We start from the raw sequence: 13,185 nt of genomic DNA on the forward strand, positions 1-13,185 counted from the left end.
GCCGGAATGACGATTCGCTTCGAAATAGGCTCGATGTAACCCCTAAATTTTCTTAGCAAAAAAACGTGGGGATACCTCGGCCCCAACCCTCCCCTACTACACGTAGGGGAGGGAGCTGTTGCGATACGAATCGATACTACCTTCGACGAACATCACTCATGCTTCGGCTGCTCATTGATCCAGCTCTGCCAATTCTCCGCATTATCCGCATCAAGCTTCTCCGCCATGAACGCATTCGCCAACTGGGCAAGCGTCGATAGCGCATTGCCGCCATCCGTACCCAGCGCAATCTTCGGCACGATCGCAATCTGGCCTTCGCGCAATGCATCGGCAAACTGCTTGCCGAGATCGTTGATCAATTGCATGCGCGCGCCTTCGCCGGTCAACGCTTCGGCCTTGGCGCGGATGGCGCTGGCTTCGGCCTTGCCCACCGCTTCCGTGGCGGCAGCTTGGCCTTCGCCGACCGCGATCTGGCGTTTGCGCTCGGCATCGGCATTGATGTTGATCACCTGCGCCTCCTTGGTCGCGGCCGCAATCGCGGCATCGCCTTCGTTGGTCTTGATCTTCACGTTGATCTCGGACTTGGTCAGTTCGGCCTGGATCTGGTTTCTCGCCTGCGCCTCGCGCAAGCTGCGCTCCTTGATGGCAGCCTGTTGTTGCTGGTCGAAGGTTTCCATCTGTTCCTTCGCCACCTGGCGATCACGCAACTGGTTGAGGATGGTGTCGATGCGCTGGCCGGACGTCGCATCCGGGCTGCCGTGCGGCGTGCCGATCAGCACTTCCTGCAGGTCGAGGTTGTAGGCGGCGAAACGTTCCTGCATGTCGGTGCCGGCTCTTTCCTGGATGGCTGAGCGCTCCTGCAACAGTTCGATCAAGGTCTTGGTCTGGCCGATGTTCTTGAAGTAGGCGGACACCATCGGATCGAGCGTCTGGTCGACCAGGCGCTTGATGTCACCGAAGCGCTGCACTACCAGCGGCGCCTTGCGGTAGTCGATATGCACCACTACCGACAACGGCATCAGCGGTTCGAACGCGTCCTTGGTGATCAGCGCAACCTCGGTGAGGTTTTCATCGTATTTGTGCGCATGGGTGACTTCCTGCGACCACTTGAGGATGAAGTTGGTGGTTGGCACCAGCTGGATCTTGCCCGCAAACGTATTGAACGCGTACTTGCCCGGCAACAGCGGTTCCTTCCATACGCCACGACAACCGGTGTCGACCAGCTCGCCATGCGAATAGCCATCGCCGGAACGATCCGTGCCCGCCTGGCCGAAGTACGAGACCACGACGCCCACGCTGCCCACGGGCACGGTGGTCTTGCGGATGAACTCCACCGTGGCGAACAGGCGATTGAGGTAATACGTGCCCTCCACCAGCACCTGGTGCTGGCGACCGCGGCGGCCGCCAGCGCGCAGGAACGCGTTGATGTTCTGGAAGTTGTTGTGGAAGGTGGCCTTGTTGGCAGGGTCTTCGCCCACACGCGGCGCCACGATTTCATCCGGCGGCAGCACCGGGCCGTCGTGGATGGTGACGACGCCGAGCACGTCGCGCGGATCGTCATCCGGCCGATCGGTGCGATCCGTGCTCGACGCCAGTCCGCCGATCACCACCGGCGTGAAGCCATTGCGCTCGCGCAGCACTTGGCCCATGTGGTCGACGGTGTTCTTTTCTTCATCCGAGAACAGCAGGCCATGCACACGCGATGCGGTGATGATGGCGAACTGCGCGACGTTGATGGCATGCGTACCTTCACGCAGGATCATGCGCTGCGGACCTTTCTGGCCTCCGGCCTTCAGGAACGCGGAGGCGTCTTCGATGCCGGTGTCGACGATCGCACCCAAGGTCTGGCCGTCCACCAGCTCGTGGCCGTCACGCGCAAAGATGTAGCCGAGCTCGCCTTGCGGAATCGTCACCAGATCAACCTTGTGCACGCGGTACTGGAACGGAAAGAAATAGTGCAGGCCGCCGCGCAGCACGTGCGGCTGGAAGCCCACTTCGCCGTTCAAGGCGATCAGGCCACGCGTGAGCGATGGCGCGCCCCATAGCCGCTCGACGATACCGACGCGGTCGTTGGGAATGTAGACGAATACGTTGGAGATGAAGATCAATGCCACGATTACTACGACAGCTATTGCAATTGCGATAAGCACAGTCATTGCTGTTTGTCCTTGATGAAAAGAACCTGACATGTCGTCAGGGCCGGTTTTGGAGTGCAAAGGGCCGCAGCCCGGGATCGTGCGCGGGCTGGTATGGATGACGTTGTTGCTACGCGACTAGGACTGTCGTCGTCGATCAGCCAAGCGCGGTCCGCCCGGCGGTGGCCAAGTCGCTATGAAAGACGCATGGAATGGAATGAACATGGCGATGACCATGAGCGAACGCACGCTCTCAGTCGTACATGCTTCTCGTGGAAGGAGTGGAAGTTTGCCCCTGAAGAACAGGACGCTAGGGCCTGTTGGTCTTTCGCGATGCGCCCGGATGGGAAGGACACTGAAAGATGCGGATCATGTCGGCCAGTCGGTTGACCTTGAATGGCGCGCATTCTACGCCGGTTTTTTGTACGCGAGGGTGACGTTATAACGTCGTCGTCATTCGGCCGCGGATGCGCAGGCTGGGATGGCGATCCGAGCTTCTGGTTGAGGTTTGTCGATGCTTGTATTCCATCCCGCCTACGGGATCATCGGGAAATGTGTCGTACCGGAAAATCAAAATACGTATCCGGATAAGGCTCGTCCTTCAACGTGAAATGCCACCATTCCGTTTCCAGCGGCATAAAGCCCGCAGCCATCATCAAGGTCTGCAGCAACAATCGATTCGCTTTCGCCTGCGGCGAAATCGCTTGATAGGAAGGATGCGACACGGGGCTGAAGCAATCGAAGCCGGTGCCGAAATCCAGGCTGTTGTCGGGCGCGCGCTGCTGTTTCGGCGCTACGCAATCCACCAGCGGCATGTCGGCTGCAACCTGCGGAATGTTGCTATCGATCGGCACAATCGTGAGATCGATGGTGCTGCCACGGCTATGGCCGGAATGTGCCGCGATGTAGCCTTCCTCGAATAAGCGATTCTTGGGAACGGCGGCATAGAACTCCGCCTGCATTTGTGTCGCCTTCAGATCCGCCGCCCAATTTGCGAAATCATCCACCGCACGCTGCGGACGGTAACAATCGTATGCCTTCAGCGTGAGACCCATCGGCAGCAGCTTGGCTTCGACGCTTTTGAGTGCGGCAACGGCGGGTTTGGTCAGCAGGCAGGCGGGACCTTCGTAGCCGTGAACCCTGCGCCCGACAAAATTGTGGCTGGATGCATAGCGCATATCGAACTGCATCTGCCGAATCGCCTTGCCGACGTCCACGAAGTCGGCTGGCCGTTGCCGTACAAGCTTGAAGGATTGGCCGGCGGCGATCGGTGTGCAGGCCATGCACAGCATCGCGCCGGTCAGAACCATCACGTGCCTGGCCATCGTCGTGCTCATCTGAAATGCCATGGCCTAGTCATAGCACAGCGGCCTGGGCGCGTGACGCCATAGGCTGGGATTTTCATCCCAGCCTGGGAAGCTCGGCGCATCATTCGTTCGGCAAACATAGGCCGGAACGTGTTGGCACGCTCCGCCCCACAGCTATTCATTGAGAGGGGAGCGCGCATGCCCGCACTACGTCTTCCTTGAGCAGATAGATCGACACCGCAAGCAACACGACATCTTTCATCAGGAACGGTACGTTGCCGACCATGGCCGGAAAGCCGCCGGCGGAAGCGGCCCAGCCGTTCGGCATGAAAGGAATGATCGTGACCGTCATGATGAAGGTGACGACCGATCCTGCCGCACCGAGAATGCCCAGGCGCTTGTTCCAGAAGCCGGCCAGGATCAGCGCCCCGAAAGTCCATTCCGACACACCCAGGAAGGTGCTCGCGCCGCGGATGCCGAATACCGGATACATCCACGAAATCAGCGGGCCGTTGCCGATGAAGGGAATCAGCACCTGTGCCTCGTAGTTGAACCACTTCTGGTAACCGAAGAAGAAAAAGATGATCACCATGGAAGCGCGCAGCAGGTGGTAATCGAGATCTTTCTTGAGCAGGCCGGAGCTGGCCAGGGCACGAATGAGCGAATTCATGATGAAGGTCCTCGACGATGAGCAAGCCGTGCTTGCGATGGGAGCACTTTACGCAGGCGGGCCGAGCCGATTAATGTTGCGAAAGCTCAAATACATGCCCATTCGTCTCAAAAAGGGGAACCATCATGTCCGCACCGCTGGATTGGCTGAGCCGCCTGCTCGAGATCACGCCCGTGCGCGGGCAGCTCGATCTGCGCTGCATGTATGGCGCGCCGTGGCGCATCGACCAGAGCGAGTCGGCACCGGGTGAAATTCCGTATCACGCGGTGCTGGGCGGAAGCGCCATGCTGGAAGATCCTGCAGGCGGTAAACCCCGGCCATTGAAGGCGGGAGACATCGTGTTGCTCGCCGACGGCGATGCTCACACCTTGCACGACGGCGGCGGCAAGCGCGCCAGGCCGGCGCGCGAGCGTGCCGTCGCCAACCTGGTATGGAGCGAAAACAGCGGCACTGGCGCACGGCTGGACATGCTGTGCGGACGCTTCGTGCTTGATCCCGCCCATGCACGGCTGCTGCGCGGTTACCTGCCCGCGCGCCTGATTGCGCATTCGGCGCACTCGGAAAGCGCGACGGACACCGGTTTGCATCTGTCCAACCTGCTTGCGCTGATGCGCGTTGAAACCAGCGGCGACAGCCTTGGCGGACGCGCCATGCTCAATGCGCTGTCGACGGCGCTGTTCGCCTTGACCTTGCGGTTTGCCAGCGAAGCGCAGGAGGCGCCGGAGGGATTGCTCGCATTGGCGGGTTATCCGCGTTTGGCACCGGCGCTGGAAGCGCTGTTCCACAACCCAGGGCATGCGTGGACGCTGCCTGCGCTGGCGCAGTTGTGCAACATGTCGCGCGCGACGTTTGTGCGTTTGTTCCAGGAAAAGCTGGGGCGTTCGGCCAGCGATCTGCTGACGGACGTGCGCATGACGATGGCGGCGAACGAGTTGCGCACGTCATCGGCATCCACGGGCGCGATCGCGGAGCTGGTGGGGTATCAGTCGGAGGCAGCGTTTCAACGGGCGTTCAAGCTGCATATGGGGATGACACCGGCGAGCTGGCGGCGTGGTGCGTAGGCTGGATGCGCGTGGTGGTCACTCAAGCGAAGGCCGGAATGACGATGAGGGTCAACAAGCATTGTCGCTAGATGCACCCCTCGCTCCAGCCCTCTCCCCGAAGGGAGAGGGAGCAGGTCCCTTTACAGCCGCTCAACCGCCGGAAAATCCAGCGTCGTGTCATTGATGCGGTTGAACACGTTGGTAAACGTGATCGCCGCAATCGCCAGGCTGATCTCCACCAGTTGCGCATCCGTATAGCCCACCTGCTGGATCGTAGCGAAATCCGCGTCGCTGACCGTGCCGCTGCCTTTCACCAGCTTGAGCACGAATTGCAGCAGCGCGTCGCGGCGGGCGTCGCCGGTGCTTTCGCCCTTGCGGATCTGCTTGAGCGCCTCGGGCTTCAGGCCGGCCATCTTGCCCAGCAGGCTATGGGCGGCCTCACAGTAGTCACAGCCAGCGGCGGCGCTGACAGCCAGCTTGATGGTTTCTATGTCCTGCCTGGCGAGGGTGCCCGCCGCCAGCACGGCATCGGCTTGCAGCATCGCCTTCAGGGCGGCGGAATTGAGGGCGCCGATGGCGGCATAGGTATTGGGTACGCTGCCGGCGGCCTTCTTGATTTGCGCAAAAATCTCGGCGGTAGAGCCGGTGGCAGTGTCGGCGGCGGGGGTGTTGATGCGAGACATGGTCGTGACTCCGAATGTGGTTGCGACGGTGGTTACTTTAGGGAACAAGCCTCAGGCGCTTAATGCCTCGTTTTCTCAGAAACATGCTCGTTCGTCTCAAGCTCGCCTTAGTGCCATTGGCCTTAGGGGTACCGAACAGCGCGCGGCGATGGCGCTGACTTGCTACTTCGGTTACGCCTGCCGTGAAGTCAGCCAGGTTCATGGGCTGTCGGTACGGTGAAAACGCGCACGTCCAGGCCAACGATTTGTACACGCCAGGCAGATCGGCGACTTTATCGGCTTGACGCCGCCGTTCGACCTGTTTTGATCGATCGATGCGTACCAATGGATGCCTCTTCCTGCGTGGCGGGGGGGCGCTCTTTTCCTTCATGTCTGAAGATTGCGAAACTGTTCGCAATCGGGGGCGCGACGGGGAAGGAAAGCATTCAGCTAGTCAGGGTAGTCTTTGCCTTGCGGCGATACAGCCGAATCACCCACACGGATTATCCGTATGAAACGACATCTTTTAGCCCTGGCCCTGCTCTCTTCGCTGCCGCTTGTCATGACCACGACGGCTGCAGCGGCGCAGGACTATCAAGGTCATGACCATGGGGACCACGACCATGGGGATCGGGGCCACGGTTGGGATCATGGCGACCGTCATGATGATCGCGACCACGATAACCGTGGCTGGCACGACGACCACGATCGCGGCTGGCATGAAGACCACGGCCGCCACGTCGGCTGGGACAGGCATTACCGTCGCGGCGAATATCTGCCGGAGCGCTATCGCGTGCGCGAGTATTACGTCGATGACTATGCACGCTATCACTTGTACGCCCCGCCGCGTGGCTATGTATGGGTTCACGGCGATGAAGGGCAGTTCGTGCTTGTTGCCGTCGCGACGGGCTTGATCGTGAATGAGTTGCTTGGGAATTAAGACACATGGCGCTTACTGAAAGCGCGGTTGCTTATTACTTGCCGTAATCGGCTCCCTCCCCTGCAAGCAGGGGAGGGAATCGCATAGTTCACCACTCAGGATTGCCGCAGCAGTACCTGCTCTTCTGCCGCGGCCACAGACACCCGCTCGCAATGGAGCCATTGCAGCCACTCGCTCAACACCACCAGCGTCCAGATCGCCCTGGCGTGATCGCTGACGCGCGCCTGGTGTTCGGCAAACAAGGCAAGCGCGGCACGCGTATCGATACCCGCCGCCGCGAGGTCGCCGCTGGCAAGATGCGCCTGCGCCCACTCGCGCAACGGTCCGCGCAACCATGACGCCAACGGCACCGACAGGCCGCGCTTGCGGCGTGTCACCACTTCCTTCGGCAGGTAGTCCCGCGCATAGCGCTTGAGGAACACCTTGGTGGTCAGTCCGCGCACGCGTGCTTCCACCGGCAGCGCGGCGGCGAATTCGATCACGGCCTGGTCGAGGAACGGCGCGCGGATTTCCACGCCGTGCAGCATCGCGCCGCGATCGGCTTTCGCCATCAGCGCGTCCGGCAGCGAGTGGCCGAAGTCGTAGCGCTGGATGGTGTCGATCAGGCGCGTGGCGTCGTGCCTGGTGTCGTCGATCGGCGGCTTGATGCCGAGCTTGTGCTGCCACAGCGGCGGAATGCTCGCCGTCCACAGCAAATGCCGCGCCAGCCCATCCAGTTCCTGCCCGCTGATGAAGCGCTTCAGCAGAAACGACAGCGTGACTTTCTTGTCGCTGGTCGGCAGTGCTTCGATCGCGCGCTGTGCCAGGGCTTTCACCGGCGCCGGCAGGTTGGCGTAGTGGCTGGTCCAGCGTGCGCCGAGATAGGTGGGATAGCCGCCGAACAGTTCGTCGGCGCCCTCGCCCGCCAGCAACAGGCGTACGTCTTGCGAGGCGCGCTTGGTGACCAGCGACAACGGAATCCATGCCGGATCGGCGAGCGGCTCGCCGTTGGCGCGAATCAGTTCGCGCAACGTACGCGGCACGTCCTGCGCGGAAACGTTCACCTCGATGAAGTTGCAGCCGAGCTGGCGCGCGAGCTGCGCGGCGTACTGGCCTTCGTCGAAGGACGCTTCGGCGAAGCGTATGCAATATGCCGAGAGTTGCTTTTCCGGCCGCACGCTGCGCGCCACCGCCGTCATCAGCGCCGAATCGATGCCGCCGCTGAGCAGCACGCCGTAGTCGACATCGATGTCGCTCTGCCGCCGCACGGCTTCGCGGAAGATCGGATCGAAACGGCGCGGCGTCGGCGCGGTGCCGGCTTTTTCCGTGGGGAAATTCCAATAGCGCAGGCGACGGGTGCCGGCGGGATCGATCACGATCATCTCGCCCGGGCTTACCTTATGGATGTGCTTGAGCAGGCTGTTCGGTGCCGGGCAATAACCGGAACGCAGATAGTGCGCGAGGCCGGCGGTGTCGATCTCGATATCCGGCTTGCATGCTTTCACCAGGGCGGCCAACTCGGAGGCGAAGTACACCGTCTGGCCGATGATGGCGTAATACAGATGCCGCTCGCCGGCGCGATCGCGCGCCAGGATCAAGCGTTGATGACGGCCATCCCACAGCGCCAACGCGAACACGCCCTGCACGTGTTCCAGGAACGAGAGCCCCTTTTCCAGGTACAGCGGCGCCAGCACGGCGACGTCGGTGGTTTGCGGAATGTCGTGCCCGGCATCGGCAAGCGAGCGGCGCAATTCGCGGTGGTTATCGATCTCCCCGTTGCAGGCGACGATCACCCCGGCTTCATATTCCAGCAGCGGCGGCTGATGCTGGTCCACGCCGCGAATGGCCAGGCGATTGGTGGCCATGGCGAGGTTGGGCCGCGAAATATAGGCATCCCCGTGCGGGCCGCGATGGGCCAGGGCGTCCAGCATGCTGCGCGCTTGGTGCTCGAGATGGGGCAGCGGATGTCCTGCATCCCGGCTCAAGATTCCGCAAATTCCACACATGTAGGGGTGCTCTGGTCGGTTCCGCGGGCGTGTGCCGCCCAGTCGAGCAATTGTAAAGGAAGGGGGTGCAGGCAGGGCTCGACGGAGCGTGAAGCCCCGGTGCGAGAAAATACCCGGCGATACTTGTTAAAGCTCGACCCGCTTCAACACATTCCCCCGCCACATGCCCAGCTCGCTCACCCGCGCCGGGCAACGCGCCAGCGCCGGCTTGATCGCATCCGGCCCCAGGCCAGGATCGATCACCACCAGCGCGCTGCGCTCGTTGTGCAAGGCATGGCACAGCTCGTCGGCCCCTTCCGGCGCCAGCCAGGCGATGCCGTAGACCGGTTTGCCCAGGTACATGCGCAGACCCCACGGCGTGGCTTCCTCGATGGTGTAGCCCACTGCGGTGTTCTCGACGAAGATCAGCGCCTGGTACTGCCCGGTCGGCGTCGCCGCGTGCAGTTCGCTCGCCATCTGGCGGTTGTCGTCCCTGGAATGCCAGCCATACGCGGCACCGGCCTTTACGCCCAGCAACACGACGATCCACACCGCCAGCAACACCTGCTGCCGGGCCTGGCGCAGGTCGACGCGCTCGCGCAGTTCCAGCGCAATCAGCAACGACAAGGGCACGAACAGCGGCAGCATGTACAGCGGCAGGCGCGACTGCACCAGGCAGAAGATCACGAACGGCACCAGGAACCACAGCACCAGGAACAACTCAACTCCCGGCCGGCTGTCCGCGCCCCAGCTTCGCGCCGACACCCAGCGGCGGATCAGCCGGCCGACCGCCGGCCACCATGGCAGCAGGCCAACGCCCAGCACCGGCAGGTAGATCTTGATCCAGCCGAACCATCCCGCGTTGCGCTTGTGCGCGGCGGTGAAGATGCGGTTGTACACCTCTTGATGCAGGAAGTAGTGCAGCAGGCCTGCATAGCGCACGATCACCACCGCATACCAGGACAAGCCGATCACCAGGAACAGCACGATGCCGCTCCACGGGAAATATCGCCGCAACCCGGACCAGCCATCGCGGCGCACGATAAACGGCATCACCGCCAGCAATGGCATCAGCCCGGGCGGCCCCTTGGTAAGAAAAGCCAGCCCCCAGCCCACCCACATCAGCAGCACGTCGCGCTTGCGGCCAGCGTCGTTTTCACCGAACGCGGCGCGCACAAAGCCCAGCATGGCCAGCGCCTCGCACAACGTAAGAAAAGCATCGGTGCTGACGATATTGGAGGCCATGAACGGCGCCGCCGCACAACCGTAGACCAAGCCGGGCAACCAGGGTTTTTCCGGCAGCACGCGGCGGCCCATCGCATACAGGATCAGCAACGTCAGCACGAATGCCAGCGCATAGGGCGCGCGCACCGCCCAGCTGTTGCGGCCGAACAGCTTGATGGAGCCGGCGATCACCCAATACGTGGTCGGCGGCTTGGAGAAGTTGACCTCGTCGGGACTATAGGCCGGCGCCAGGTAGTTGCCGCTATCGAGCATCTGCAGCGCGGCCACCGTGTAGCGTCCTTCGTCAGGGCTCCACAGGCCGCGCGTGCCCTGGAACGCAAAACCGAGCAGCAGGCCAAGACAGATCAGGGCGATAAGCGGCCATCGCGACGCGTGCGTGGCGCTGGGCCGCAGGTGGTGTTCCATGGTGCGGTCGTTGGACATGCGGGATTCCGGATAAAGCGCCGCGTGCCATCGGCGATGGCGGCATGCGATCGGTGAAGCTTGGGAGGGGTGATTGTAAGCGACGAACGGCAAGCGCCGACGGCGAGACCCCGACCCCCCATAGCCGTCATTCCCGCTTTCGCGGGAATGACGGCTATGGGGGGTTACATGGCTAATCCAACTTACGTTTTTTGCAGCCGCCCAGCCAGCGCCACCACTTCCGCACGCGCCGGCACGACCGTCGGTTCCTGCAGTGGCAGCTCCGGCGCCGAGAACAGACCGGCGAACGCCTCGATCACCTGCCGTGCCGCCTCCTGCGCCGACATATCGCGGGTCAGCAGCGAGTGGCTGCGCATGCCATACGGTCCGTATACCTTGGCATCGGTCACGCAGAACATGCCCATGGTCGGCGCCTGCGCGGCGGTGGCCAGATGCATCACACCGCAATCGGCGCTGATCACCAGGTCCATCGCCGCCATTACCGCGGCCATGCGCCGGATGCTGCTGGAGTAATAGCTGGGCCCGCGCGAGCCGAGCATGGAACGGCCATGCATGGGCACGATTTCCACCATGGGCAGATGCGGTGCATGTTCCCGCAGCGTGGCGAGAAAGCTGTCCCACCATGCTTGCGGATAGCGCTTGCTGCCGGTCGCGTCGGCAAAAATGCCGATGGTGCAGCCCTCACGCGATGGCGCCTGTTCCGCCAGCAATTCGCGCACCACGGCCTTGCCGCACGCACGTTCGCCTTCGGTAAGGCGGATGTCCAAGGCGGGAAAACCCGGCTCTTCGCGTTGCCCCGCTGCCGCATGCCAGCGCGCCAAGGCCACCGGCCGCTGCGCCATGTGCGGCGGCGCTATCGCCCGCGGCACCAGATGCGTAAAACCGGCCGATTTGCCCGGCGCTTCAAAACCAAGCTTGTAGCGCCCCCTGGAAATGCGCGCGAGCGTACGGCTGAAACCGGAGCCGACGCAGGGATCGATGATCAAGTCATAGCGCGTGCGACGAATGCGCGCGAGCAAGGCCAGAAAACTTACCGGATGCTTGAAGCCGCGGCGTGGCAGGCAGTAAATGTTCTTGACGCTGAAGAACGTCGCAAACACGTCGGCGGCCAGCGGCCCTTCCGCCACCACATCGATTTCCGCGCCCTTGTACAGGCGCTCCAGCTCGGCGATCAGCGGTGTCATGAGCAGCATGTTGCCCAGCCGATGATTCGGCCGGCACACCAGAATGCGATGAACCCCCTCCATTGGGATGCCGCTGAGAAGAGGCTCGTTGGCGACTGTGCTCAAAAAAACCACCTGGCGAACGGGTTGCCTGGAATGCGATTTCGACGTGATCGGCCGATGCGTCCGGCGCCTCGCATCGATCACTCGCAGCGCAAGTGTGGAAGAACAAACTTAGCCAAGACTTACTTGTCTGTTAGTAGTTCGTCATTCGTTTAAGGTTGCATGCTTTCACCGGGACTGCATCCCCCGCTGCTATATTCGCCGCAGCTTCGTAGCCGGCAGCCAGACCACGCACTGTCACCCATGACAGGTTATCGAAAGGAACCGGATGCATACGGCGCTTGTCTGGAACCGACGTGGCGAACACGGCATCGCATGCGACAAGGGGCCCGCTCTGAACGTTCTGATCGTTGAAGACTCGGCACGGTTGCGCGACTCGCTGGGGCGCGGGCTGACGGCGTCCGGATTTACCGTGGACAACGCGTCAAACGGCATGGCGGCCTGCCAGCACCTGGACACCTACGACTATGAGCTGGTCGTGCTTGATTTGGGGCTGCCCGGCATGGATGGGCTTGGCGTGTTGCACCATATCCAGGCGCGCACGACGCGGCCGCGCGTGCTGGTGCTGTCGGCGCGCGACCAGATTTCCGATCGCGTCGATGCGCTAAACCGCGGCGCGGACGATTACCTGGTCAAGCCGTTTGCGTTCGACGAACTGGTGGCGCGGTTGCACGCGCTGGCGCGCCGCTCGCAGGATGCGCAGACACCGCAACTGACCATCGACACGCTCACGCTCGATCCCGCGGCGCGCACGGTGTCGGTGCAAGATCAGCCGCTGGTGCTCACGCCGCGCGAGTTTTCCCTGCTCGAGCTGCTGATGCGCCACCGCGGGCGTGCTTTCACCCGCAGTGAGATCCTCGAACGCCTCGCCGGCTGCGAATCCAGCGCCTCCGATCGCAGCGTGGAAGTGCTGGTATTCGGCTTGCGGCGCAAGCTGGACCAGGCCGGCATCAGCGAACTGGTGCATACGCGGCGCGGCTTCGGCTATCTGATTCCCAAAAGCTGATGGCGCTGCCTATGGTCCTTAAGCGCGCCACGTCACTGCGCCTGCGCACCACGCTGCTGGTGATCGCGGCGATCGTGGTGGTGCTTGGCACAGCCACGCTGGTCATCGACTTTCGCGTGGACAACGAAGTCGCGCAACGCGCGGATGCTGATCTCCTGGAACATGCGCAAGCGCTGGCGGATGTCTTCACGGCACGCACCGGGGCCTCCCGGCAACCGTTTCCCTCCTATTGGATTCCCTCGTTCCTGGCGGACGATGGCACCAGCTATTTCCGCATCGAGTGCCGCGGCCAGCACGTAGTGTCTTCCGACGAGGTCGCCTCGCTGGCGTGGCCGGCGCCGGCGCCGGGCCAGTCCATGGCGTTTGCGGACGTGGTCGACCAGCACGGCACGCAGCTGCGCGCCATCGCCATGCGCTTCTTGCCCGACCTGAATGCGATGCATGACGATCCGTCCGACCACGACACGGCGGTCAAAGCGTCCCGGGCGAAGCAGCGCCGGGTCG

11 protein-coding genes are annotated in these 13,185 nt (G+C 62.6%); 4 read left to right on the plus strand and 7 right to left on the minus strand.

What is annotated here, in order from left to right:
- Nucleotides 1-152 precede the first annotated feature (152 nt).
- The 3 genes from V7M64_RS11195 to V7M64_RS11205 all read right to left on the minus strand — a co-directional run bounded on the left by V7M64_RS11195 (nucleotide 153) and on the right by V7M64_RS11205 (nucleotide 4,112).
- Nucleotides 153-2,156 (minus strand): SPFH domain-containing protein, encoded by a 2,004-nt coding sequence (locus V7M64_RS11195; RefSeq protein ID WP_333679224.1) that lies wholly within the window; start codon nucleotides 2,154-2,156, stop codon nucleotides 153-155.
- A gap of 521 nt (nucleotides 2,157-2,677) precedes the next feature.
- Nucleotides 2,678-3,472, minus strand: coding sequence for a M15 family metallopeptidase (locus tag V7M64_RS11200; RefSeq protein WP_333679225.1), 795 nt, complete (start codon nucleotides 3,470-3,472; stop codon nucleotides 2,678-2,680).
- Between the two features lie 148 nt (nucleotides 3,473-3,620).
- Nucleotides 3,621-4,112 carry a DUF417 family protein gene (locus V7M64_RS11205; RefSeq protein ID WP_333679226.1) on the minus strand — a complete coding sequence of 164 codons (492 nt, stop codon included), beginning with the start codon at nucleotides 4,110-4,112 and terminating at the stop codon, nucleotides 3,621-3,623.
- Nucleotides 4,113-4,237: 125 nt separating this feature from the next.
- Between V7M64_RS11205 and V7M64_RS11210 the strand changes: the two genes are divergently transcribed.
- The gene (locus tag V7M64_RS11210; protein WP_333679227.1) at nucleotides 4,238-5,173 is read left to right on the plus strand and encodes an AraC family transcriptional regulator; all 936 of its coding nucleotides are present in this window, start codon (nucleotides 4,238-4,240) and stop codon (nucleotides 5,171-5,173) included.
- Between the two features lie 122 nt (nucleotides 5,174-5,295).
- On the opposite strand, the gene V7M64_RS11215 is transcribed toward V7M64_RS11210, so the two are convergent.
- Nucleotides 5,296-5,838 (minus strand): carboxymuconolactone decarboxylase family protein, encoded by a 543-nt coding sequence (locus V7M64_RS11215; protein WP_333679228.1) that lies wholly within the window; start codon nucleotides 5,836-5,838, stop codon nucleotides 5,296-5,298.
- A gap of 490 nt (nucleotides 5,839-6,328) precedes the next feature.
- Between V7M64_RS11215 and V7M64_RS11220 the strand changes: the two genes are divergently transcribed.
- Nucleotides 6,329-6,757 carry an RcnB family protein gene (locus V7M64_RS11220; RefSeq protein WP_333679229.1) on the plus strand — a complete coding sequence of 143 codons (429 nt, stop codon included), beginning with the start codon at nucleotides 6,329-6,331 and terminating at the stop codon, nucleotides 6,755-6,757.
- A 95-nt stretch (nucleotides 6,758-6,852) separates the two neighbouring features.
- Here V7M64_RS11220 and asnB read toward each other — a convergent pair whose 3' ends face one another.
- From asnB to V7M64_RS11235, 3 genes are all read right to left on the minus strand, one after another.
- Nucleotides 6,853-8,742, minus strand: coding sequence for an asparagine synthase (glutamine-hydrolyzing) (asnB, locus tag V7M64_RS11225; protein ID WP_333679230.1), 1,890 nt, complete (start codon nucleotides 8,740-8,742; stop codon nucleotides 6,853-6,855).
- Nucleotides 8,743-8,868: 126 nt separating this feature from the next.
- Nucleotides 8,869-10,389, minus strand: a complete 1,521-nt coding sequence (locus tag V7M64_RS11230) for a glycosyltransferase family 39 protein (RefSeq protein WP_333679231.1) — start codon at nucleotides 10,387-10,389, stop codon at nucleotides 8,869-8,871.
- A 182-nt stretch (nucleotides 10,390-10,571) separates the two neighbouring features.
- On the minus strand, nucleotides 10,572-11,582 hold the full coding sequence (locus tag V7M64_RS11235; RefSeq protein ID WP_333679232.1) for a glycosyltransferase family 9 protein: 1,011 nt from the start codon (nucleotides 11,580-11,582) through the stop codon (nucleotides 10,572-10,574).
- A gap of 361 nt (nucleotides 11,583-11,943) precedes the next feature.
- Between V7M64_RS11235 and V7M64_RS11240 the strand changes: the two genes are divergently transcribed.
- Nucleotides 11,944-12,681 (plus strand): response regulator transcription factor, encoded by a 738-nt coding sequence (locus V7M64_RS11240; protein WP_333679233.1) that lies wholly within the window; start codon nucleotides 11,944-11,946, stop codon nucleotides 12,679-12,681.
- 11 nt (nucleotides 12,682-12,692) lie between these two features.
- Nucleotides 12,693-13,185 (plus strand): sensor histidine kinase N-terminal domain-containing protein (locus V7M64_RS11245; protein ID WP_333679234.1); only part of this gene is annotated, 493 nt, incomplete at its 3' end.

Origin of the sequence: Dyella sp. (assembly GCF_036746095.1) — a bacterium.
In the GTDB taxonomy this organism is placed as follows: domain Bacteria; phylum Pseudomonadota; class Gammaproteobacteria; order Xanthomonadales; family Rhodanobacteraceae; genus Dyella_B.